We start from the raw sequence: 22,141 nt of genomic DNA on the forward strand, positions 1-22,141 counted from the left end.
TGGTTATCGGCTAAGCGTTTGGGGCACAAGCGACTTGCATCTGCGGAACATGCGCCTAACGTGCCGATGAACGCCGAGCAGGGAGGTCGCATGTCCGTAGGTCGTATTATCGAAACCAACGATTGCGTGGCAGAAGGGGCCGAATGGTTGGCTCAAGCCTGCCCGCGCATGGCGTATGCGATCGAACAGACTGGCCCTTTGCCCCTGCGCCGCCGTCCGGATGGCTTTGCGCAACTGCTCAGCGCAATTGTCAGCCAGCAGGTCAGCGTGGCATCGGCGCGTGCGATCTGGAAACGGTTGCAGGATGCGAAACTGACCGGTCCGCGCAAGATCATGTGGGCCACGGATGAGGATCTGCGTGCTGCGGGCTTGAGCCGCCAAAAGATCCGCTATGCAAGGGCGCTGGCTGAGGCGCGTATTGACTTCAAATCGTTGCGCGAAGCGTCTGACGCCGAGGTTGTTGAAACTTTGACACAAGTGTCCGGCATCGGCGTCTGGACGGCCGAGATCTATGCAATGTTTTCCCTGGGCCGCGCCGACGTGATCGCACCCGGCGATCTGGCGCTGCAAGAAGCCGCGCGTGTCCTCTATGACCTGCCCAAACGCCCGACGGACAAGGAACTGCGCCAAATGGCCGAAGCGTGGTCACCCTGGCGGTCGGTTGCGGCGCGGGTTCTGTGGGCCTATTACCGGGTTGATAAACAAAGAGAAGGGATCAGATGACACGGGTTTTGAATGCGCTGAGGAAAGAGCCTGTTTCGGGTGACACGCGATCAGTCGTGGTGTTCGTGCATGGCTATGGCGCAAATGGCGCTGACCTGTTGGGGTTGGCCGATCCGCTGGGCGAGCATCTGCCTGACACACTGTTTGTGGCCCCTGATGCGCCCGAGCAGATTCCGGGAATGCCAAATGGGTTTCAGTGGTTCCCGATTCCGTGGATTGACGGCTCGTCCGAAGAAGAAGCGCGCCGTGGCATGGAAATGGCAGTTGAAGACTTCAACGCTTTTCTGGACGCCCTAATGGTGGACGAAGATGTGCTGCCCGAGCAGGTTGTGCTGTTTGGCTTCAGCCAGGGCACGATGATGAGCCTGCATGTTGCACCACGCCGCGAGGACCCGGTTGCGGGCATCGTCGCCTTTTCTGGCCGGTTGCTGGAACCTGATCTTTTGCCCGACGAAACTGTCAGCCGGATGCCGGTCCTGCTGGTGCATGGCGATGCGGATGATGTCGTGCCGCCACAATCGCTGCCCGAGGCCGCCGAAGCCCTGCAGGCTGCCGATTTCAAAGAGGTCTACGCGCATGTCATGAAAGGTACCGGCCATGGCATTGCCCCGGACGGGCTGAGTGTCGCGCTGGCCTTCATGCGCGACAAGCTGAGTTTGTAGCCTTTGAAATCAGATCAGCGGAACGTCCAAGCGTTCCGCACCAGATCAAGACCAAAGATGTGCTTCGGCAAACTCGACTGAGTTTCCAGCCGGGTCACGCACGTACAAAGACCGTGCACCGCTGGGCCAGTCAAATTCGGCGTCCACGGGGATGTTCCAATCCAGCAGGTGTTTGCGCATGGCCGCAATCTCATCGCGTGACAATACAAGACACACATGGCCGGGGCCGCGCGCACCATGAGGTGGGACAGGCATATCAGGGTTTAGAGGCGGCTGTTCTGTTTGGTCGGGGTTAAAGATCAGCAGGACCGACCCGCCAATGCGAAAGAAAACATGGCGATTGTCGACACGCTGAATCCGCTCAAGGTTCAGAACCTCGCCGTAAAACTGTTCCGCAGCATCCAGATTGTCTGCGTAAAGCGCCGCCTCCAGAATGGCAGAAGGGGTAGGTATATCTGGCGTGAGTTTCATGCCCCAACTGTATCAGAGCAGGGCAGGTTTTGTCACCGGCGCGGGCGACGGTCTCGTTTGCGCTGAGGTGCGGCATTCAGCGTCGGCATCGGCAGGCTGTCCCATTGACCGGGCTCTAAGTCATCCAGGGTCCAGTCTCCGACGCGATAGCGGATCAGGCGTAGGGTAGGCAGACCCACCGCGGCCGTCATCCGCCGCACCTGCCGGTTCTTTCCCTCGCGGATAGTCAGTTCCAGCCAACTGTCGGGAACGCTTTTACGCTCTCGGATAGGTGGAATGCGAGGCCAGAGCCCCTCGGGCTCATCAATCTGCCGTACCTTTGCAGGGCGCGTCAGACCATCCTTCAACTCAACCCCGTTGCGCAGCGCTTTTAAAGCTGCCTCATCAGGGTTGCCCTCGACCTGAACCCAATAGGTCTTTGCCATCTTGTGCTTTGGATCAGATATCTGGGCTTGCAGTTTTCCGTGATCGGTCAGCAGCATCAAACCTTCGCTGTCACGATCCAAACGACCAGCGGGATAAACGCCGGGCAGGTCGATGAAATCAGACAGCGTGCTACGCGGGCTTTCGGCATTGGCGCGGTCGGTGAACTGCGGCAGCACGTCATACGGTTTGTTGAAGCGAATGAACCAGGACATGACCAGCGCATAGCCCGAAGGACGCACCCGACGCAAGCTGTGGATAAGTGTCACGTACCTGTCACAGATTCGGCTTACCCAGTCTGCGACATATTGTGGAAACTCAGGGCTTGTCAGAGTTTTAACACGATATATAGTTATCTTAAGGCCGGGGCGGGTGCTCCCCGCTCTGGTGTCACAAACGGGCAGCTGAGAGCGAGGAGCGATTCTGTGATGGACGGAGATTTCAGGACCGAATTTGTAAGAGAGCCGGGTATGCTCAAACAACACCCGGCCTTGGTTTTGAACGCCGATTACCGCCCCTTGTCCTACTACCCGCTGTCCTTGTGGCCCTGGCAAGAGGCGATCAAAGCGGCTTGGCTGGATCGGGTCGACATCGTGGCCGAATATGACGAGGTCGTCCGAAGCCCGAGCACCGAGATCCGAATACCCTCGGTCGTTGTATTGAAAGACTATGTAAAACCCAGAAAGCGCGTGGCCTTCACGCGCTTTAATTTATTTTTGCGGGATGAATTCCGCTGCCAGTACTGCGGCAGCCGCGATAACCTGACTTTTGACCACGTGGTCCCTCGCGCGGCAGGCGGCGTGACCAGCTGGCAGAACGTAGTGGCGGCCTGTAGCCCCTGCAACCTGCGTAAAGGGTCCAAATCGCTGCGTCAGGCGGGGATGACATTGCGCAAGCCGCCACGTCAACCTGACGCCGAGGCGTTGCGCAATATCGGGCGGAAATTCCCGCCGAACCATCTGCACGAAAGCTGGATCGACTTCCTGTATTGGGATGCGGAACTGGACGAGTTTTAAGCGCGCGCCCGCCAGGCCGCGATCCAGATCAGCATCAGCACTGCCGAGGCGATGGCATTCCAGCCTGCCATCGAGATGCCGAGCATCTCCCACGGGATTTCGTCACAGCGCACCAGTGGCGCGTTCATGATCTGATCGAACAGATCGTCGTTGCTCAGTCCGCTGATATCGCCCGACGTACATGTGCTGGGGCCTTCCCACCAGCCTTGCTCAACACCGGCATGAAAGGCCCCGATGGCACCCGTTGTTGCAGCAGCTGCTGCGCCCAGCAGCGGCAGGATACCAAATCTTGGCAAGGCCAGCGCCGCCACGCCAATCACAACAGCCACCGCATGGGGGTAACGCTGCCAGACGCACATTTTGCAGGGTGCAAGCCCGCCCAAATACTGAAATCCCCACGCGCCCAATAGCAGGGCTGCTGAGCCAATCGTGGCGAGGGCCACAAGTACGGATTTTTTTGTCATAGATATTTAACCGCCACGAACCCGCCAAAAAGAAGGATGATGAACAGCGTGAACATAAGGCCCAGACGCTTTTCGATAAAGTCCCGGATCGGCTCGCCGAAGCCCCAAAGCAGGCCGGCAACCAGAAAGAATTGCATGGCACGCGCCAGAATCGATGTGGCGATGAATGTGCCCAGCGGCATTCCGGTCCAGCCGGACATGATGGTGATGACCTTGTAGGGGAAGGGCGTCACACCCGCGGCCAGCACAGCCCAGAACCCGAAATCGTTGAATCGGGTGTTGAATTCTTCCATCGCGTGCGCTTTGCCCATGGATTCCAGAATGGGCTGACCGATGCTTTCATAGAAGAACGCGCCAATCGCATAACCCAGCATCCCGCCTAAAACCGAAGCCACCAGCGCAACGGTTGCAATCAACCAGGCGCGTGACGGGCGGGCCAGAATCATCGGAATCATCAGGACGTCAGGGGGAATCGGAAAAAACGAGCTTTCGATGAAGGCGACAATGGCCAAGGCCCACAGGGCATGAGGGTGTTCGGCCAGACGAATGGTCCAGTCATAAAGCGATCGTAACATATACAGTACTCAAATCCCGTTTGCGGCCCCAAGAAGGCAAACCATGCACCTGACGGACCGTCAACCGCCCAGATTGAAACAAATGGAATGTGGGATGTTTTTTGCCTCTGGACCTTCCTGCGCATGGGCGCTAATCCAGTGTCCGTGGCCCAAGTGGCGGAATGGTAGACGCAGGGGATTCAAAATCCCCCGCCTTCACGGGCGTGAGAGTTCGAGTCTCTCCTTGGGCACCACATCTTCTTTTATCCTGCTATTTGTCTTTCGCGATCAGATGGTTGCGTTGCTGTATTGTCGTAGCTTTTGTTGCCGCAGCCTTGAGACGCGCGATTATTCCGCCTTGCGAATACTTGGATGCAAAAACGAAACGGCGACGATCTGGCGTGGTTTTCTACAACGCCTGAAAACTGAGCGGTCCAAGAAAACGAGTCTGGGTAAATGGGAAACAATTACGGCGCTGCGCTTCAATTGTTCATCGCAAGTTTTTTACTTCATGGCCAAACGCGAAGCCGGGCATATGCCTCAAACCTTGTTCTGATACCATTTCAGAACAAACACACGAATGGCCGATGCAAGGCCAGTTTCAGGATCGCGCTCAACATCAATTTCTGCGGCCAAAACATTGATCGGAAGTCTTTTTTCAGCCGCTATGTCGCGGAAAGCTCGCCAGAATTCATCTTCAAGCGACACGGATGTTCGGTGCCCCTTGAGAGTCAGAGAACGCTTGATCGGGCGGCCGCTCATTCGTCTAACTCGCGCTTGTCGAGGTCACGCTTCAGCTTGTCCTGTTCAAACTTGGCGATTTCTTTGTCGGCCTTGGTGCGGCCGAATGCGACAGCATTCTGATCCGCGCGGGCTTTCTTTTCAGCCCGCGCTTTTTCTTTACGATACCGGTTCAGGTTAACCGGCTTGCCCATCAGTCTTTTGGACCAATCATCTGCTCGGGGCGGACGACGGCGTCAAAGGTTGCTTCGTCCACAAAGCCCAGCGCGACGGCCTCTTCCTTGAGGGTTGTGCCATTCTTATGCGCCGTCTTGGCAACTGTTGTGGCGTTGTCGTAACCGATAGTTGGCGCCAGCGCTGTGACCAACATCAGTGATTCCTTCATCAGCTTGTCGATGCGCGGTTCGTTGGCCTTGATGCCCATCAGCATCCGCTCAGTAAAGCTGTCAGAAGCATCGCCCAACAGCTGGATTGACTGCAGCAGGTTGTAAGACATCATCGGGTTGTAAACGTTCAGCTCGAAATGACCCTGGCTGCCTGCGAAAGTCATCGCGGCGTTGTTGCCCATCACGTGGGCGGCGACCTGGGTCAACGCTTCGGCCTGCGTGGGGTTCACCTTGCCGGGCATGATCGACGAACCTGGCTCGTTCTCGGGCAGAATAAGTTCGCCCAGACCCGACCGTGGGCCCGAGCCCAGGAAACGAATGTCGTTGGCGATCTTGTAGCAACTGCCGGCAATCGTCGCCAAAGCGCCTGACAGGAAGACCATCGCGTCATGGGCGGCAAGCGCCTCGAACTTGTTCGGCGCAGTGACGAAGGGCAGGCCGGTGATATCGGCCATATGACCTGCGACAGCCTCGCCCCAGCCGTGTTGGGTGTTAAGCCCTGTACCAACTGCGGTACCGCCTTGCGCTAGCTCGTAAATCCCAGGCATGGCTGCATGAACACGGGCAATACCCTGGCGAATCTGGTGGGCGTAACCGCTGAATTCCTGTCCTAGCGTCAGAGGTGTTGCGTCCTGCGTGTGCGTCCGACCGATCTTGATGATGTCTTTGAACTCTTCGGCCTTCTGTTCCAGCCCTGCGGCCAGTTTTTCAAGACCCGGAAGCAGCACGTCACGCACGCTGGTCGCGGTGGCCACATGCATGGCGGTAGGGAAGGTGTCGTTCGAAGACTGACCCATGTTACAGTGGTCGTTCGGATGCACCGGGTCTTTTGAACCAATCACACCACCCAGGATTTCGATGGCGCGGTTTGCGATGACCTCGTTCGAGTTCATGTTCGACTGCGTGCCCGAGCCGGTCTGCCAGACAACCAGTGGGAAGTTGTCATCAAACTTGCCCTCGATCACTTCACCAGCGGCTTGAATGATCGCGTCGGCAATTTTTGCATCCAGTTTGCCGGTGACCTTGTTCTGCATTGCGCAGGCTTTTTTGATCACGCCCAGCGCGCGGACGATGGCGACGGGCTGTTTTTCCCAACCAATGGGAAAATTCATGATCGAGCGCTGCGTCTGCGCGCCCCAGTATTTGTCGGCAGGAACCTCAAGCGGGCCAAAGCTGTCGGATTCGGTGCGGGTCTGAGACATCTGTCACTCCGTCTGGTATGCAGTTGTATGCCGTTTAGCCGCAGCAAAGCCGTGACGCAATCGGCCAGTTGCGCGCACCTTAGCCAGAGGCGTCGCAAAGGTATAGGTGGCGGGGTGCGTCACTTTACTTAAGAAAGGCGGGGAAAGTGCCATTGTGCGTGGGTCTCTGTGAGCTACAATAAGAAGGTGAACGCCGTGGAGGACAAAATGCCAAATTTCCATCGTCTTGCGCTTGCAAAAGCCGTCACGATCTTTGCCATTTGCGCATTGTGGCTGTCCGTTTTCAGCGATTCTGCACGGGCTCAGGACATTGCACCTTTTGTGGGGGATTATATCGGGTCTGCTAACGTCGTGGATGCTGATGGCACCTCAACCCCTCGGGACATGAGCGTTTCCATTGCTGAAACCCAAAATGGGTTCAATGTCAGTTGGCGGACCACGACCTACAAGTTGGACGGGCGCGTCAAGGAACAGAAGTTTTCTATCGACTTTGTGCCCTCGGGCCGCGGGGATTTGTTTTCGGCCGCAATGAAGCGCAATGTCTTTGGCCACGAAGTGCCGTTGGACCCGATGAAAGGGGAACCGTTTGTCTGGGGTCGAATTGTGGGGGATACGATGACCGTGTTTTCTTTGTTCATCGATCAGGATGGCGGGTACGAACTGCAGCAATTTGATCGAACGCTTGCAGAAGGCGGGCTGAACCTGTCCTTTTCGCGTTTCATAGACGGTGTAAAATCCCGGTCAGTCGAAACATTTCTGCAAAAGAAATAACCCCGCGCGCGGCGGGGTTGATGTGGTTATTTCCGGAAACTGTCGAGTGAAACCACGTCTGCGTCGTGATGTGGCTCTTCTTCTTCGACTTCTATCGACTCTTCCATGATATGATCATCGTCTAACTCACCCTCGGGGCTTTCAAAGCGCAGGCCAAATTCAACAGACGGATCCACGAAGGTCTTGATCGCGGCATAGGGGATGTAGAGCGGTTCAGGCGCGTCGCCGAAATTCAGCGTTATGGCAAAACCGGATTCGCCAACTTCAAGGTTTTCGAACCAGTGCTGCATGACGATTGTCATTTCTTCCGGATACCGTTCACGCAACCAGTCGGCGATGTCTACACCGTCCTCGCGCGTGTCGAAGGTGATAAAGAAATGATGCGCCCCGGGTAAGCCGGTTTCGGAAACATCCGTCAGCACTTTCTTAATGAGCCCGCGCATGGCGGAGTGCATCAGGTTGCCGTAATCGATGCCTTGCGACATGTGTGATCCTCAAAACTGGTTATGCCCAGCATAGGGCTTTTGTTCGGAAACGAAAGGGCAGGTATGGCCGGATTGATCATATAGTGTGTGCGGCCAGCCCGGCGACAGACATCAGGGCCAACACGGTGCCCATCCCCAATTTCAGTCTAAAAATCAAGGCCCCAGCCAGAATAGTCAAACCCAAAGCGGTGAAATCCATTTGCGAAAGTTGCGGCGTGGGTATTGCCAGTGGGCCCCAGGATATGTGGGGAACTGATTCGAATAGAACGTTCAGGGCAAACCACACGGAAAGGTTGAGAATCACTCCGACAACAGCAGCGGTGATGCTGTGAAGGGCGGCCGACAGGCGCGGTCGCGCAGCCAGCCGGTCAAGGTACGGGGCGGCCAGGAAGATCCACAGGAAGCACGGCACAAAAGTTGCCCAAAGAGCGACCGCGCCGGCCGCCAAAGCCAGGCCAAAGCCTCCGCTCAACTCTCCCGCAAGCATTGCGACAAACTGAGTGACCAGAATCAAAGGGCCGGGTGTGGTTTCCGCAAGGCCCAATCCGTCGATCATCTGGTCAGTGCTGATCCAGTGATACTGATCCACAACCGTCTGGGTCATATAGGCGAGTACAGCATAAGCACCACCAAATGTGACGACGGCCAGCCGTGCGAAAAACCAACCCAAATCGCTCAGCAGTTGGTGTCCGCTTATGGTCAATGCAACCAAGGGACCAAGCCAAAGAGGCAACCAAACAGCGATGGTTCGCAGGGAAGGCTTCAGGTGCGACGGCTGGTTCGGCTCATATGGTTCCGTCGGGCCTCGGAAAGTCGCGTATCCCCAAAATGCGGCCGCAAAGATGATCAGCGGGAAGGGGAGGTTCAGCAGGAAAATGCTAAGGAATGAGAGTGCGGCGACGACGTAGTGGTCTTTGTCCGTCAAAGCTTTGCGCGAAAGGTTGCGCAGCGCTTGCAAGACAATCACGATGACTGTTGCCTTGACGCCGATGAAGGCCGATTGCACCAATGGAAGGTCTCCAAACGCAGAGTAGAGCGCGACCAAAACAGCGATGACTATTGCGCCGGGCAAGACAAACAAGCTGCCAGCGATCAGCCCCCCGGAAACCCCGCGCAAACGCCATCCGGCGTAAGTGGCCAATTGCATGGCTTCTGGACCCGGCAGCAACATGCACAGTGACAAGGCACGCAGGTAGGTTTGCTCATCCAGCCATGGTCTGCGTTCGACCAGTTCCTGATGCATCAGAGATATCTGCGCCGCTGGTCCGCCAAAGGACAGCAACCCGATCCTGCCAAAGACGCGAATTAGCTCTGGGACCGAGGGCGTCACGGAACCGCTCATGCTGTATGGCCCAAAAGCTCAGACTGGTTCCAGAATTTGGAAGTGTCGAAGGCAGCCAAAAGCACTAACACTTGCTGTTCAATGTCGGGTGGCCAAGTCACAACATTTAATCCTGCAAGTCCCGAAAGATGCGAAACTTGCGGCACCGCCTTGGGGTGTTCGCATTTGGACCCCTTGGCGCTTGCTAACGTGCAAGCGCAATTGGGGTCAAGATTGCTTTGGGTTCAGGCCCAGTCCAGACGTTGACCTGTCATGCACACGGGCAGTGTGTCGGATGGAAACTGGCCTAACTCTTCAAAGAACGAGATGAAATCAAAGTGATTGTAGGCCTCAACCATCTTGTCGCCTTTGAACCGCGCCATGACCTGTCCCGTGACCTCCAAAGGCGCGCCGTTGTCGGCGCGGAAGGTGCGAACATTCAAAATCGCTGACACCCAATCCCCGTTTTCGATGATCTTGGGCAGTTCAACCTTGATGTCGCCCAGGATATGGCGGAACGCGGTGACCAGGTCGCGGAAATCATCTGCACCAACTTGCATTTCGGGGATCAGCCCTTCGGCCATCGTTTCCGGCGCAAAATATTGATCGATTGCCTCGGTATTTCCGTTTTCCCAAACTTCGGAATACCACGCCCTGAGTATCTCTGAATTTGTCATCCCAGCTCTCCTGTCCAAGTGAGGGAACGATGACAGGCAGGAATGAACAAACTCTGAATGTGCCCTAAAAAAGGGAATAAGGTCAGATATGTCAGGGAATAATGCAGGTTTCTGTTGCCAGGTACCTGCGAACCCCGCCTTACGCGGCTAGGCGCAAGGGCTTAGATTTCGGTCTTGTTACTGCTTACGCAGCAACTGCAACCGGAGCACGATTGTCGTTTGCAATTGTACTAGTTTCGCCGATAACGGTGGCAGACAGCCGAGACAAAGCTAACCCCTTTAGACGTTCGTCGATCCTGTTTCGGCCCCAAAATCCCCAAACGAAGGATGGTTGGTGGAGCCGCCGGGTACCGCCCCCGGGTCCGATCCGCTTATTACGAGCGCGTTTATGTCCATAGTCCCGAAGGACATTCCATATATAGGTGAGGTGATGGTTAGATGCAAACTCAGATTGCACCTCAATCAACCCAATAGTCTCAGTTGGTTAGGTTGTTTTATTAAAGTTTGCAGCAATCAGCCAAACGGCCAGAACCAGTTCGATTCCACCAAAGATCATCGCCTTGGCCAACGGCGGATTGTCCAGCGCGACCGATACAAATCGGCCTAACGCTGCCCCCGAATAGACGACGCCCAGCATGACATAGGCCATTGGATTGTTCAGCCAGATAACGGCGATTCCGGTGACGACAAACAGACCTCCGACCGAGGCGCGCATCTCAGACAAGCCCATCGTGCTGTTGGTCGGGGCCAGATCAAGAGCCGAGGCAGTGTGGGCTGGGGCCAGAAACCCAAACGCGCCAAACCCGATAGTCAGCAACGCAGCAATCACGTTCAGAGTTGTGACCATTCCGGCCCCCTTATGGTTCAGGCCGCGTAGGCGGCGTCAAAGAAATCACGTTCCAGTTCGACTGCGCGATGGAACAATCGCGTGACCTCGGCCTGTTCAGCCGCATCCAACGTCGGCCAAACCTTATCCAGCTGTCCACGCAGATATTCGACCACGCTTTCAAACCCTTCGCCCGCATGTAGCGTGATCCATTCGGCAAACCAGAAGGGCAGGTCGTCTTTGGGTGGGTTTTCCGGGCTGGCCCAGCTCAGATAGACCCATTCGGCCACGACCAGCACGGCCAGCATGTTCTGATAACGGCCCGAGGCCACGGCCTCGGCCATCAGGTCCTGAAACGCCCGTGTGGCGGGGGCGGGTTCTGTGCTGGGTTTTGTGCCCAAAGCCTCCATTGCGCGCAGGAAATAAGTGTTCTCGGGGCCTGTGATCACCGCGAGAAACTGCGCGGCTGGTGTGCTGTCTGCGAGGGTCGGAGCGTGCGCGATGGCACTGGCAAGCAAGCGCACAAATCCGTCCACGAACTGATAATCCTGCTGAAGGTACCAGCGCATTTTGTCCTCGGGCAGGGTGCCGTCGGACAAATCGCGCGTAAAGGCGTGGGAGGTGGCGGCTTGCCAGTCATCACTTCTGCCCTGACGCAGCATTTCGGTCGGGCGGGTTTGGTCCAGCATTCGGAAACTCCGTTTTTGTCTTGCCGCAGACAAAGCGCGTTTCAAATCAAAGTACAAGATCAACCAAGCGCTGACCAAAGACCAAGGCCGCCAACCAATATCAGACTTAGCGCCCAGATGAGCTCAAGATTGAACCAACTGCGCGACAGAACCTGCAGGCCCAGCCAACGATAGACGGCAAAAGCCAGCAGACCTCCGCCCAGAACCATGGCGGCTGTGTGAAGCGCGGCGACGCCCAAAACCAGTAGTGTGTTTGTTGTCATGATCTGGGATATCGCTTGATGGCCAGCGTCCAGTTCATCTACGGCACACAGCCCCAGATAGATCGGAACCAGCATCAGGGCGGCCCCGTGCGCAAGGGCCACCAGAAACGACCAAAGAGCCAGTTTGCTGGGGGGAATCCGTGACAAAAAACGGGGGTGACGACGGGTGATTGCGATGAACAACCCCATCGCGATGACGAGCAGCGCGGCACCAATTCGGATTTCCTTTTGATAGTCGACCAGAACCGCCATCAGCGCAAAAGGCAGCAGCACTCCTAACATGGCCACAAAATGCCCGCCCGCCAAAGCCGCCAGTGCTTGCCAAAGCGCGGATTGGCGCTGCTCCATCAGCGCGGAAGAGACCGCCAGCGGCCAGCCCATGCCAGGGTTCAGACCGTGATATGCGCCGCTCAGAACAACGGCCAGCCAGAGGCCAGCCGTTGATGTCATCAAAACGTCCAACTCAGACCGAGGGGTAGCAGAAGCTGTCGGTTGAACAGTCTCCGCCCTCCAGCCGGATTTGGTGGCTGCGGTAGCCGTCGGGGAACTCGACCCAGAATTTCGGATCCAACGTCAACCCTCCGTTCTCGCCAACATCGGCCTTGACCATGGCCGCGCCGCCTTCGCCCGGATAGAATTGATCGTCCCAAGTGGAATAGAGCGAGTTGGTCCAATAGACGCGTTTGCCGTCACGGCTGATTTCAACCATTTGCGGACCGTAACCAAAACTCTGGCCATTTGGATGCTTGGTTTTCTTAACGATCCCCCCGATTTCAACCATACCAGCCAGCTTGGGGTTCATTGGGTCTGACACATCGTATTGATGCATCTCACCGGTGCCCCAGCACGAGACGTAGAGGTATTTGTCATCAAGGCTCAGGTCGATGTCAGTGACCAGCGGCGGCACCGCCGAAAACCCTTTGAGCAGATCTGGCAGATCATCGGGATCAGCTGGTTGCGGATCGATGGTGATGGTTTTCTTGGCCTCGAATGTGCCGTCATCATTGCGCCACCAGGTGAAGATCGCACCTTGAAGGTTGGTGGTGTCTACGACAACCCCGCAGAACCCATACTGCTTGACCGGGTCATGGGCCGGACGGATTTCCAGTGCCATCTGGTGGTTTTCACCAAGATCGATGGTCTGGATATTGGTCCGGTTACGCAGGTTCCAGAAATGGATACGGTGACCGTATTTGTTCGAAAGCAAGTCTTCGGCCACTATCCCGTTTTCGAACTGAGGCGGCAGACCCCATTCAGAACTGACCATGTAATCGCGCGGGAGGTTCCACCAGAAATCATAATGCTTGTCCTGCACACCGCGCTCGATCTCATAGCGGCCGATGATCTCAAAGCTCTCACAATCCATAATGAAGATGCCCGGAGGACCATCAGTGCCATCCGCGCCACCGCCACCCAGCGTGCTGACATAGATGCCTTCGGGTCCGCAATGGATCGTGTGTGGGCGGGAATATCCAGTCTTGGCAAAGACTTCTTCGGGTTCGATGATCTTGTGGATCTTCGCCTCAAGTGGGTTTTTAACGTCGATGACGTAAATCCGGCTGGATCGAATGCCGGGGATGATCAGATAGCGCCGCTCCAGAAAGGCGTGCCCGGTCAACGGTGACAGGGCGGACGAGCAGGCATTCCATCCGAAATGGTGAAACTCATCGCCTTTCTCAGGCATGATTACCTGATGAACTATTTTTCCAAAATCGTCGGATGTTGGATCGACATTCACAACCGCCAACCCGTCTGGTTGCGAAAAATCCGGGCTAAGCATCAAGGTGAAAGCAAGCGTTTCAGTAGGCCCCTCCATCGCGAGCTTGGCGGATGGGTAAAAGGTTGGGTCCGGTCTAGTGTTCATAACGTCCTCCCGTAAGTCATTGATCTTCAATTCGTATTGAGAGTTCCGGTCTTGACGCCGGATGACATTCTGCCTGCTCGTCTTCCTTTCGTTGCCTAAGCGCGCATTGGACGCTCAAGCTGGTTTGCGTTTACGCTCGGCCACGTCCTGCGCCAATTGGCGGGTGTAGTGTTCCAGATCATTCAGCGCGGCGTCCACGGTTTCGGCGTCCTGCGCTTCAAGCGCGTCAACTATTCTGCTGTGCAACGCTATGATTTCTTCACGAGACCGCGCGGTGAAAGTGATCATGTTCATCAGGGGTTGCATCGCCTCGACCGCCCCCGCCAATTGATATGACAGGACTGGGTTTCCAGCCCCATCCACCAAGGCACGGTGAAAGGTCACGTCAGATGCACAAAACGCTTCGTCTGTCAGACCCGGTTGAGATTGACGAAATATCTCGGCCCGCATGGTGGCTAATTGATCTGCGGTGCGTCGCTGCGCGGACAAAGGCGCACAAGCTCTTTCCAAAGCATAACGCGCCTCGCAGGCGGTATCAAAGCTGACCGCGTTCATCGACAGCAGCAAGGTCGAGGTTGTGACCTGCTGGGAATAGGCGTCCTCAAAACTCAGCCGATTTACAAACGCGCCGCCCGATGCGCCGCGCTGCGTGCGGATCAGGGATTGCGCCGCCAATCGTTTTAACGCTTCACGCACGGTTGGACGCGACACCTGGAATTGTTCTGACAACTCGGCCTCGGACGGCAAGCGGGCATCCACGATCAACTCACCTGACACAATCGCGTCCCGAATGGCTTGAGCGATCTGAGCGGACAGGTCAGCGGTTTTCCGGGGCGCGGCTTTCATCTTCAGAGGACCTTGGGCAAATTTTTATTTGTCTGACATTTAAAAGTCTGACATTTGAAAAGCAAGGGAGTTGAGTCGGGAGGCCGAAGTGAGTCGCATGTGGCTGCGCAGCGGAATGTGGCTGGGCTTTTATGTCCTGATCCTGTGGGCGTGGTGGGTCATGTTCTCGATGAGCCGGGACATGGACCTTGATCTGATAGGTCGCCCCGGACCCATGGGACAGACCATGGCGGCCATGGATCCGCGCATGGACATGTATATGCCCATGGCCGAGTTCGGGCCGCTGTTTTCAATGTGGGCGATCATGATGGCGGCGATGATGCTGCCGACACTTGTACCAACCCTGCGCAGCTATGATGACCTGATCCGCAGCGCAAATGGTAGCCGCGCAGGCTGGCTGGGCGTTCTGGCGGGGTACTGGCTCGTGTGGGTCGGATTTGCGGCTCTGATCACCGGGATTCAACTGATTTTGCTGTTTGGCGGTGTGGTCGATATGCTGGGCATCGCCAAGTCTGGCTGGGTTGCGGGCGGATTGATGATCGCAGTGGGGGCCTTTCAGTTCACCCGCGTGAAAGAGGTCTGCCACGGCGTTTGCCATGCTCCGATGACCTATTTTCTGGGCCATTGGAAAACCGGTTTCGCAGGCGGTGTTCGCATGGGTTTGGGCCTGGGCGCGTTTTGCGTGGGCTGCTGCTGGGGTTTCATGGCGCTGGGATTTGTGGGTGGTGTCATGAGCTTGTTGTGGATGGGTCTCGCGACACTGTTCATGGCTTTGGAAAAACTCCCACAAATCGGGCACGCGATAACGCGGCCTATGGGGTTTGCACTGATTGCGGGTGGTCTGGTCCTGCTCGTCTATCCAATTAGTTACGGAGGTTAAGCCAATGGCAAAAAACAGAAAACCAGAAGCTGATCGGTTACCTATCAGTCAACGGATCGACAGCCGGATGCCTAACCCCAAGCGGCGCGAAATGAGCCCAACGGATTGGTCGATCAAAGGCGAATTGATCCTGAACTGTTCGTGCGATGTTTTCTGCCCCTGCGTGGTGTCGTTGGGTGCGCACCCTCCGACCGAAGGCCATTGTCATGCCTGGATGGGCATCATCATCGATGACGGGCATTACGAGGGCGAAGATCTGTCGGGGCTGAATGTTGGTTTGTTGGTCGATATTCCGGGCCGGATGGGCGAAGGCCAGTGGAAAGTGGCGGCTTATGTAGACGAACGTGCCAGTGGCAAGGCGTATAACGGGTTGCTGCAAATCTTCAGCGGGCAGGCGGGCGGAACCACCGGGCTGTTCACCATGCTGGTCAGTGAGATCATCGGGGCCGAGCGCGCGCCCGTTCAGATCGAAAGAGACGGCACCAAGCGCCGCATCATGATTGGCCGAAAAATACAGGGCGAGATTGAGATGCTGGGCGGTAAAGATCCAGAACATCCCGTTATGGTGTCGAACTCGAAATACTGGATGGGCCCCGATATTATTGTCGCCCGTGGCACCAAGTCCAAAGTACGTGACTATGGCCGGGTCTGGGACTTTGGCGGTAAGTCGGCCGAGATTTGTCCAATTGACTGGCATGGGCCCAAGTAATGATCTCCGGTGCATATGCGCGTGAGTTGGCGCAATACAATCATTGGCAAAACAAGCAGTTGGCGGAGTTTCTGCAAGCTTTGACTCATGAGGAACTGGTCCTTGAACGCGGAGCGTTTTTCGGGTCGATCCTGGGAACAGCCAACCATTTGCTCTGGGGGGATTGGATCTGGATGTCTCGCTTTGAAAAGGCAGATGGACCGGAAAGCAACATTCATCGAACGGGCGGTGGTATTCATGAAAGCGTGTATCTGTGCCCCGACCTGTCCGCGTGGCTGCCCCTGCGAGAAAAGATTGACGCGCGCATTATCCGATGGGCTGACAGGTTGGGGGATGATCCTCTGACGGGTCCGTTCACGTGGTATTCAGCCGCGAAAGAGGCTGACATTACTTTGCCTTATGCGCGCTGCGTCATCCATATGTTCAATCATCAAACTCACCACCGGGGACAAGTGCACAAGATGCTGACCGAGGCGGGATCTGAAGCGCCGGTCAGCGATCTAGTCTTCATGCCGCAGGAGGATTGAATGCCGCAAATATCTCCTTCGCGCCGTCTGAGGCGCACGCCATTCTCGGATGGGGTTGAAGCTGCTGGGGTCAAAGGATATACGATATATAACCGTATGTTATTGCCTACTGTTTTCGAAAGCGTCGAGGCCGACTATCGGCATTTGAAGACCCATGTACAGGTGTGGGATGTGGCCTGTGAACGGCAGGTCGAACTGCGCGGGCCGGACGCTGCTCGGCTGATGCAGATGCTAACCCCGCGCGATTTGCGGGGGATGTTGCCGGGCCAGTGTTTCTATGTGCCGATCGTTGATGAGACCGGTGGAATGCTTAATGATCCGGTGGCCGTGAAACTGTCTGAAGATCGGTGGTGGATTTCGATTGCTGACAGTGACCTGTTGCTATGGGTCAAAGGGATCGCCGTCGGATACCGTTTGGATGTGTTGGTTGACGAGCCGGATGTATCTCCGCTTGCGGTTCAGGGCCCCAAGGCAGATGAGCTTATGGCGCGCGTTTTTGGCGACCGCGTGCGGGACATCCGGTTCTTCAGGTTCGATATGTTCGAGTTTGAGGGGCGCGATCTGGCGATTGCGCGTTCGGGCTACTCCAAACAAGGCGGGTTTGAAATCTATGTTGAGGGCAGCGAGATCGGCATGCCCCTTTGGAACGCGTTGTTTGCAGCAGGCGAAGACCTTCAGGTGCGCGCTGGCTGTCCGAACCTGATCGAGCGGATTGAGGGCGGTTTGTTGTCTTATGGCAATGACATGACCGACGATAACACACCGCACGAATGTGGGTTGGGCAAATTCTGCAACACCAACACCGCAATTGGGTGCATTGGGCGCGACGCGTTGCTGAGGGTGGCGAAAGAGGGGCCGATTCAGCAAATCCGACCTATCGCGATTGCGGGCGACCCTGTTCCGGGTTGTGATCGACCCTGGGGCCTTTACGCGGACGGAAAGTGGGTTGGGCAGGTAACGTCGGCCGCCTGGTCACCGGATTTCAAGACCAATGTGGCTATTGGAATGGTGCGGTTGAGCCATTGGGATGCGGGAACGGAACTGGATATCGAGGTGCCGGGCGGGATGCGGCGCGCAACTGTGCAGTCGCATTTCTGGATTTAACACGAGGGTTGGGGGCGCTGCCCCCGTCGCAGCGCGACTCCCCCGAGGTATTTTGGGCCAGGTGAAGGACTGGTCTGGTCAAGGTAACACGAAAGGATTTGAGAATGTTCAATGCGTTGGTGATGGACAAGGACGAAGAGAGCGGCTTGGCGAGTGCATCGGTCAAGCAGCTTTCATTGGATGATCTTCCACATGGTGAGGTGACTGTGGCGGTGGAGTTTTCAACCGTGAATTATAAGGACGGTCTGTGCCTGTCACCCAAAGGGGGTGGGCTGGTGCGAGCATATCCGCATGTGCCGGGTATCGATTACGCCGGTACGGTCGAAGCCTCGTCTGATGAGCGATACAAACCCGGCGACAAGGTTGTTCTGACCGGTTGGCGTGTGGGCGAGGCGCATTGGGGCGGCTATTCTCAGAAAGCCAATGCGCGGGCGGACTGGCTGGTGCCGCTGCCCGACGGGCTGGATGCACGTCAGGCCATGGCTGTGGGTACGGCTGGGTTTACGGCCATGCTTGCGGTGATGGCGTTGGAAGATCATGGGCTGACCCCGGATCGGGGACCGGTTCTGGTGACGGGCGCTGCAGGTGGTGTTGGGTCGGTGGCCACAGCCATTCTGGGCAAGCTGGGGTATGAGGTGGCGGCTGTGACCGGGCGCCCCGAAACCGGTGATTATTTGAAATCACTTGGCGCGACAACGATTGTGCCCCGCGAAGAGTTGAATGAAACCACCAAGCGCCCGTTGGAAAGTGAAGCCTGGGCTGGCTGTGTAGACGCGGTGGGCGGAGATATGTTGGCGCGTGTTCTGGGGCAGATGAAATACGGCTGCTCGGTTGCTGCCGTCGGTTTGGCCGGAGGCGCGGCCCTGCCTGCGACTGTGATTCCATTCCTGTTGCGGGGCGTGAACCTGTTGGGCATCGACAGCGTGATGCAGCCTTACGACAACCGACTGCGCGCGTGGCAGCGGATCGCGACAGATCTGCCGATGGACAAACTAGAGGCGATGGTTCAGCCAGCCGCTTTGTCAGATCTGCCGCAGCTTGGTGCGGATATTCTCAAGGGTCAGGTCAAAGGTCGCGTTGTTGTTGATGTGAACGCCTGAAGTTGACGCGTACTGCATCCTCGGGCGGGCGTGCCTGGCCGAGGATCGGATCGGAGTTGGTACAAAATGGTCGCAACACCTCTGGCCATTGATACAATTCCCGACCATGATTGCTATACATCCCAATTGTGATGGCGTAAGACCCATCCAAAGAGTACCTGAAAACGGGGAGTGAGCAGCATGTCTGACGACTTCGAACTGGACACAGATGATCTCAAGCGCCGCATGGATGGCGCCATGGCCAATCTGAAAACTGAATTTGCCTCGCTGCGTACGGGCCGGGCTTCGGCATCTATGCTCGAGCCTGTCATGGTTGACGCTTATGGCTCGCTGACCCCGATCAACCAGGTGGGGACGGTGAACGTGCCCGAACCGCGGATGGTGACTGTAAATGTCTGGGATAAGTCATTGGTTGGTAAAGTGGAAAAGGCCATTCGCGAAAGTGGACTTGGTATCAACCCTCAGTTGAACGGCACAATCATCATGTTGCCGATCCCGGAACTCAACGAAGAACGTCGGCGCGAGCTTGGCAAGGTTGCGGGACAATATGCGGAAAGTGCTCGGGTTTCGATCCGTAACGTGCGCCGCGACGGTATGGACCAGATCAAGAAGGCCAAGGCCGATGGGATGTCGGAAGATGACCAGAAACTTTGGGAAAGCGAAGTTCAGGATCTGACCGATGAAATGATCAAGGCCGTCGACGCCGCACTTGAGACCAAGCAATCTGAAATCATGCAGGTCTGAGCTGGTTTGATGCCCAAAGATCCCCAAACCGATCCGGTTTCCGGCCCGCGCCACGTCGCTATCATTATGGATGGCAATGGTCGTTGGGCACAGGCGCGTGGCCGTCCCAGACTGTTTGGTCATCACGCAGGTGCACGGCGTGTCCGTGAGGTGGTAGAGGCCTGCCCGGGATTGGGGATCAAGTATCTCACGGTATTTGCGTTTTCGACCGAGAACTGGAAACGAACACAGGTTGAAGTCGCGGGCCTGATGAGCCTGTTCCGTCGATACATCATCAAGGAAACCCGAACTCTCGCCGACAATGGAATTCGCGTGCGGTTCATCGGCGATCGGGTCCGTCTGGATTCAAAACTGACCGAGTTGATGGATTCTCTGGAACAGGAAACGAAGGACAACGACCTTGTTCATTTGACCGTAGCGTTGAATTACGGTGGTCGGGATGAGGTGGCACGCGCTACTAAACGGCTGGCGCGTGATGTTGCCGAAGGGCGTTTGAAGCCTGAAGAGGTGGATGAAGAAACGCTGCCTAAGTATCTGGATACGCGCGTTCTTCCGGATCCGGATCTTGTTATTCGGACCAGTGGCGAAGCGCGGATCTCTAACTTTCTTTTGTGGCAGTCTGCGTATTCGGAATACGAATTCATTGATACACTATGGCCGGATTTCACAGCAGCCGAATTGGAAGCCTTGTGCCGCAACTACGGCTCCAGAGAGCGTCGGTTCGGAGCGGTGCTGGCATGAGCGAAGGCCGATGGTCTGACCTGACAGCACGGGTTCTTTCTGCTGCGGTACTGGTTCTGATCGGCGCGGTCGAGGTATGGCTGGGCGGTATCTGGTTCGAGATTTTTATCGCGGTGGCCTGTGGTCTGATGACCTGGGAACTGGTTCGGATGATTGAGCCGAACAACCAGAGTACGGGAATTCAGTTGGGCATCCTGACAAGCGCTGCGGTTCTGCTCAGTTATCATGTGCCACCGCTGTATACATTGCCTGTTGTTGTCGCGCCTGCATTGGTGGGTATGGGGCAGGTGAGCCGGTCGAAAACTCTGTACGGGCTGTTTGCAGTTTGGATCGTTGGGGCCGGGTTGGGTTTTATCTCGATCCGCGAAAATTTTGGCTTTGGCTGGATGGTGTGGTTGATCGCCGTGGTCGTGGCCACGGATGTCGCCGGATACTTTGTTGGCAAAACAATCGGCGGTCCCAAGTTCTGGCCTAGGGTCAGCCCGAAGAAAACGTGGTCGGGAACCGCAGGTGGATGGGCTGCAGCGGCCTGTGTAGGGATCGCCTTTGCAACCCATGCCGGTTTCGGATTCGCCTTTGTCATTGTTTCTGTACTGGCTTCAATGGCAAGTCAGATCGGTGATATTATCGAAAGCGCGGTCAAACGTAAGTTTGGCGTCAAAGACAGTTCAAATCTGATCCCGGGCCACGGTGGCTTTCTGGATCGCTTCGACGGCATGATGGGCGCTGCGTTGTTTGTTCTGATCGCAGGGCTGATTTACGCGCCAGGTGGGATGTAATGCGCAAAGTAACTGTTCTGGGGGCCACAGGATCGATTGGGCAAAATACAATTGATCTGATCGCACGCGCGCCAGACGACTACGACGTCGTGGCTCTGACCGGTGGTGCGAATATTCAGCAATTGGCCGACGATGCGCGCCGCCTTGGGGCCAATCTGGCCGTGACAGCGCATGAAGAAAAGTTGGACGACCTGCGCAGTGCACTTGCAGGTAGCGGCGTGGAAGTGGGGGCTGGGTCGCGTGCCATTGCCGAGGCCGCGGCGCGCCCGGCGGACTGGGTTATGTCGGCCATTGTAGGTTCAGCGGGCCTTGCGCCGGGGATTGAAGCGCTCAAACAAGGGGCGACGCTGGCGCTTGCCAATAAGGAAACGCTGGTTTGCGCCGGGTCATTGGTTCTGGAAACAGCCAAGGCCCATAACGCGCGGTTGCTGCCCGTCGATAGCGAGCATTCGGCCGTGTTTCAGGCACTGGTCGGTGAAGACATCGATGCGGTCGAGCGCGTGATCATTACGGCAAGCGGCGGAGCCTTTCGGGACTGGCCGCTGGAAGACCTGGCCACTGCAACGGTTGAACAGGCGTCCAGCCACCCGAATTGGGACATGGGCCAACGCATTACAATCGACAGTGCGTCCATGTTCAACAAGGCGCTGGAAGTCATAGAAACCAAAGAATACTTTTCGTTCTCCCCGACGCAGATCGAAGTTGTGGTGCATCCGGAATCCATCGTGCACGCGATGGTTGGATACCGGGATGGGGCGGTGATTGCCCATTTGGGCGCACCGGACATGCGTCACGCAATTGGCTATGCCTTGCATTGGCCCCAGCGCCGCAACCTTCCTGTGGAACGGCTTGATCTTACGAAACTGGGCCAACTGAACTTCAAGTCGCCGGACCTGACACGGTATCCTGCACTGAAACTGGCATGGGATGTCATGGATCGCGGCGGTTTGGCGGGCTCGGTATTCAATGCTGCAAAAGAACGGGCGCTGGACCATTTCATTGCTCGCCATATCTCATTTACGGATATGGCCGATGCAGTTGCTGCCGTTCTCGACCGATTTGATGCATCAGACGGCCTTATTGATGCCGCGATGACCCTTGATAACGTGCAGCAAACGGACCATTTGGCACGTCAATGGGTCGATGACACCGTGGTGGAACGAGCAGGATAGA

At 56.5% G+C, this 22,141-nt stretch carries 29 protein-coding genes, 1 tRNA gene and 1 other RNA gene; 15 read left to right on the forward strand and 16 right to left on the reverse strand.

Annotated elements, in window-relative coordinates:
- The first annotated feature begins 90 nt into the window (after nucleotides 1–90).
- Both ACXADZ_RS08110 and ACXADZ_RS08115 read left to right on the forward strand, forming a co-directional pair.
- Nucleotides 91–723, forward strand: coding sequence for a DNA-3-methyladenine glycosylase family protein (locus tag ACXADZ_RS08110; RefSeq protein ID WP_171091163.1), 633 nt, complete (start codon nucleotides 91–93; stop codon nucleotides 721–723).
- A complete protein-coding gene (locus tag ACXADZ_RS08115) occupies nucleotides 720–1,385 on the forward strand; it encodes an alpha/beta hydrolase (protein ID WP_171183335.1) in 666 nt (221 codons plus the stop codon). The genes ACXADZ_RS08110 and ACXADZ_RS08115 overlap by 4 nt, the downstream gene beginning before the upstream one ends.
- Before the next feature lie 45 nt (nucleotides 1,386–1,430).
- Here ACXADZ_RS08115 and ACXADZ_RS08120 read toward each other — a convergent pair whose 3' ends face one another.
- Together ACXADZ_RS08120 and ACXADZ_RS08125 are read right to left on the reverse strand one after the other, a co-directional pair.
- Nucleotides 1,431–1,856 carry a VOC family protein gene (locus tag ACXADZ_RS08120; protein WP_475194739.1) on the reverse strand — a complete coding sequence of 142 codons (426 nt, stop codon included), beginning with the start codon at nucleotides 1,854–1,856 and terminating at the stop codon, nucleotides 1,431–1,433.
- Between the two features lie 32 nt (nucleotides 1,857–1,888).
- A complete protein-coding gene (locus ACXADZ_RS08125) occupies nucleotides 1,889–2,494 on the reverse strand; it encodes an rRNA large subunit pseudouridine synthase E (RefSeq protein ID WP_475198529.1) in 606 nt (201 codons plus the stop codon).
- Nucleotides 2,495–2,707: 213 nt separating this feature from the next.
- Between ACXADZ_RS08125 and ACXADZ_RS08130 the strand changes: the two genes are divergently transcribed.
- Entirely contained in the window at nucleotides 2,708–3,295 is a 588-nt protein-coding gene (locus ACXADZ_RS08130; protein WP_171090203.1) for an HNH endonuclease, read from the forward strand.
- On the opposite strand, the gene ACXADZ_RS08135 is transcribed toward ACXADZ_RS08130, so the two are convergent.
- Nucleotides 3,292–3,759: a disulfide bond formation protein B gene (locus ACXADZ_RS08135; protein WP_475194748.1), complete on the reverse strand. Its 468-nt coding sequence runs from the start codon at nucleotides 3,757–3,759 to the stop codon at nucleotides 3,292–3,294. The genes ACXADZ_RS08130 and ACXADZ_RS08135 overlap by 4 nt on opposite strands.
- Complete coding sequence (locus ACXADZ_RS08140; RefSeq protein ID WP_475194753.1) at nucleotides 3,756–4,334, reverse strand: YqaA family protein; 579 nt, start codon at nucleotides 4,332–4,334, stop codon at nucleotides 3,756–3,758. Before ACXADZ_RS08140 ends, ACXADZ_RS08135 begins: the two co-directional genes overlap by 4 nt.
- A gap of 147 nt (nucleotides 4,335–4,481) precedes the next feature.
- On the opposite strand from ACXADZ_RS08140, the gene ACXADZ_RS08145 reads away from it, so the two are divergent.
- Nucleotides 4,482–4,567: transfer RNA gene (locus ACXADZ_RS08145), tRNA-Leu, on the forward strand.
- Entirely contained in the window at nucleotides 4,558–4,869 is a 312-nt protein-coding gene (locus tag ACXADZ_RS08150) for a hypothetical protein (protein WP_475194757.1), read from the forward strand. The genes ACXADZ_RS08145 and ACXADZ_RS08150 overlap by 10 nt, the downstream gene beginning before the upstream one ends.
- Here the strand turns inward: ACXADZ_RS08150 and ACXADZ_RS08155 are convergent.
- Genes ACXADZ_RS08155 through fumC form a run of 3 tightly spaced genes read right to left on the reverse strand, consistent with a single transcriptional unit; the run spans nucleotide 4,854 to nucleotide 6,642 of the window.
- Nucleotides 4,854–5,075 carry a ribbon-helix-helix domain-containing protein gene (locus ACXADZ_RS08155; protein ID WP_171090196.1) on the reverse strand — a complete coding sequence of 74 codons (222 nt, stop codon included), beginning with the start codon at nucleotides 5,073–5,075 and terminating at the stop codon, nucleotides 4,854–4,856. The genes ACXADZ_RS08150 and ACXADZ_RS08155 overlap by 16 nt on opposite strands.
- Complete coding sequence (locus ACXADZ_RS08160) at nucleotides 5,072–5,248, reverse strand: DUF4169 family protein (RefSeq protein WP_475194766.1); 177 nt, start codon at nucleotides 5,246–5,248, stop codon at nucleotides 5,072–5,074. Before ACXADZ_RS08160 ends, ACXADZ_RS08155 begins: the two co-directional genes overlap by 4 nt.
- Entirely contained in the window at nucleotides 5,248–6,642 is a 1,395-nt protein-coding gene (gene fumC / locus ACXADZ_RS08165; RefSeq protein WP_475194772.1) for a class II fumarate hydratase, read from the reverse strand. The genes ACXADZ_RS08160 and fumC overlap by 1 nt, the downstream gene beginning before the upstream one ends.
- A 207-nt stretch (nucleotides 6,643–6,849) precedes the next feature.
- Here fumC and ACXADZ_RS08170 point away from each other — a divergent pair, with 207 nt between their 5' ends.
- Nucleotides 6,850–7,413: a hypothetical protein gene (locus ACXADZ_RS08170; protein ID WP_475194779.1), complete on the forward strand. Its 564-nt coding sequence runs from the start codon at nucleotides 6,850–6,852 to the stop codon at nucleotides 7,411–7,413.
- Between the two features lie 26 nt (nucleotides 7,414–7,439).
- On the opposite strand, the gene ACXADZ_RS08175 is transcribed toward ACXADZ_RS08170, so the two are convergent.
- From ACXADZ_RS08175 to ACXADZ_RS08215, 9 genes are all read right to left on the reverse strand, one after another.
- Nucleotides 7,440–7,898: an SspB family protein gene (locus ACXADZ_RS08175; RefSeq protein ID WP_171090189.1), complete on the reverse strand. Its 459-nt coding sequence runs from the start codon at nucleotides 7,896–7,898 to the stop codon at nucleotides 7,440–7,442.
- Between the two features lie 76 nt (nucleotides 7,899–7,974).
- Entirely contained in the window at nucleotides 7,975–9,240 is a 1,266-nt protein-coding gene (chrA, locus tag ACXADZ_RS08180) for a chromate efflux transporter (protein ID WP_171090187.1), read from the reverse strand.
- A 224-nt stretch (nucleotides 9,241–9,464) separates the two neighbouring features.
- Nucleotides 9,465–9,896: an ester cyclase gene (locus tag ACXADZ_RS08185; protein WP_171183320.1), complete on the reverse strand. Its 432-nt coding sequence runs from the start codon at nucleotides 9,894–9,896 to the stop codon at nucleotides 9,465–9,467.
- A 100-nt stretch (nucleotides 9,897–9,996) separates the two neighbouring features.
- Nucleotides 9,997–10,344: a transfer-messenger RNA gene (gene ssrA, locus ACXADZ_RS08190) on the reverse strand.
- A gap of 36 nt (nucleotides 10,345–10,380) precedes the next feature.
- Nucleotides 10,381–10,743, reverse strand: coding sequence for a DUF4345 family protein (locus tag ACXADZ_RS08195; protein ID WP_171090183.1), 363 nt, complete (start codon nucleotides 10,741–10,743; stop codon nucleotides 10,381–10,383).
- Nucleotides 10,744–10,760: 17 nt separating this feature from the next.
- The gene (locus tag ACXADZ_RS08200) at nucleotides 10,761–11,411 is read right to left on the reverse strand and encodes a TenA family protein (protein ID WP_475194789.1); all 651 of its coding nucleotides are present in this window, start codon (nucleotides 11,409–11,411) and stop codon (nucleotides 10,761–10,763) included.
- Between the two features lie 59 nt (nucleotides 11,412–11,470).
- Nucleotides 11,471–12,124: a hypothetical protein gene (locus tag ACXADZ_RS08205; RefSeq protein ID WP_171183317.1), complete on the reverse strand. Its 654-nt coding sequence runs from the start codon at nucleotides 12,122–12,124 to the stop codon at nucleotides 11,471–11,473.
- Nucleotides 12,125–12,137: 13 nt separating this feature from the next.
- A complete protein-coding gene (locus tag ACXADZ_RS08210) occupies nucleotides 12,138–13,538 on the reverse strand; it encodes a selenium-binding protein SBP56-related protein (protein ID WP_171183315.1) in 1,401 nt (466 codons plus the stop codon).
- 114 nt (nucleotides 13,539–13,652) lie between these two features.
- Nucleotides 13,653–14,384, reverse strand: a complete 732-nt coding sequence (locus tag ACXADZ_RS08215) for a FadR/GntR family transcriptional regulator (RefSeq protein WP_475194793.1) — start codon at nucleotides 14,382–14,384, stop codon at nucleotides 13,653–13,655.
- A 97-nt stretch (nucleotides 14,385–14,481) separates the two neighbouring features.
- Here ACXADZ_RS08215 and ACXADZ_RS08220 point away from each other — a divergent pair, with 97 nt between their 5' ends.
- From ACXADZ_RS08220 to dxr, 9 genes are all read left to right on the forward strand, one after another.
- Nucleotides 14,482–15,264 carry a DUF2182 domain-containing protein gene (locus ACXADZ_RS08220; protein ID WP_475198530.1) on the forward strand — a complete coding sequence of 261 codons (783 nt, stop codon included), beginning with the start codon at nucleotides 14,482–14,484 and terminating at the stop codon, nucleotides 15,262–15,264.
- A 4-nt stretch (nucleotides 15,265–15,268) separates the two neighbouring features.
- Nucleotides 15,269–15,973, forward strand: a complete 705-nt coding sequence (locus ACXADZ_RS08225) for a DUF1326 domain-containing protein (RefSeq protein WP_171090173.1) — start codon at nucleotides 15,269–15,271, stop codon at nucleotides 15,971–15,973.
- Complete coding sequence (locus ACXADZ_RS08230; RefSeq protein WP_475194795.1) at nucleotides 15,973–16,500, forward strand: DinB family protein; 528 nt, start codon at nucleotides 15,973–15,975, stop codon at nucleotides 16,498–16,500. The genes ACXADZ_RS08225 and ACXADZ_RS08230 overlap by 1 nt, the downstream gene beginning before the upstream one ends.
- Nucleotides 16,501–17,604 carry a dimethylsulfoniopropionate demethylase gene (locus tag ACXADZ_RS08235; protein WP_475194798.1) on the forward strand — a complete coding sequence of 368 codons (1,104 nt, stop codon included), beginning with the start codon at nucleotides 16,501–16,503 and terminating at the stop codon, nucleotides 17,602–17,604.
- 104 nt (nucleotides 17,605–17,708) lie between these two features.
- A complete protein-coding gene (gene acuI, locus ACXADZ_RS08240; protein ID WP_475194803.1) occupies nucleotides 17,709–18,704 on the forward strand; it encodes an acryloyl-CoA reductase in 996 nt (331 codons plus the stop codon).
- A 180-nt stretch (nucleotides 18,705–18,884) separates the two neighbouring features.
- The gene (gene frr, locus ACXADZ_RS08245; protein WP_171183306.1) at nucleotides 18,885–19,448 is read left to right on the forward strand and encodes a ribosome recycling factor; all 564 of its coding nucleotides are present in this window, start codon (nucleotides 18,885–18,887) and stop codon (nucleotides 19,446–19,448) included.
- A gap of 9 nt (nucleotides 19,449–19,457) precedes the next feature.
- Nucleotides 19,458–20,189, forward strand: coding sequence for an isoprenyl transferase (locus tag ACXADZ_RS08250; RefSeq protein ID WP_171090161.1), 732 nt, complete (start codon nucleotides 19,458–19,460; stop codon nucleotides 20,187–20,189).
- A complete protein-coding gene (locus tag ACXADZ_RS08255) occupies nucleotides 20,186–20,968 on the forward strand; it encodes a phosphatidate cytidylyltransferase (protein ID WP_475194806.1) in 783 nt (260 codons plus the stop codon). Before ACXADZ_RS08250 ends, ACXADZ_RS08255 begins: the two co-directional genes overlap by 4 nt.
- A complete protein-coding gene (dxr, locus tag ACXADZ_RS08260; RefSeq protein ID WP_475194811.1) occupies nucleotides 20,968–22,140 on the forward strand; it encodes a 1-deoxy-D-xylulose-5-phosphate reductoisomerase in 1,173 nt (390 codons plus the stop codon). Before ACXADZ_RS08255 ends, dxr begins: the two co-directional genes overlap by 1 nt.
- Nucleotide 22,141: the final 1 nt, after the last annotated feature.

The organism is Ruegeria sp. ABM4_193 (assembly GCF_056158705.1).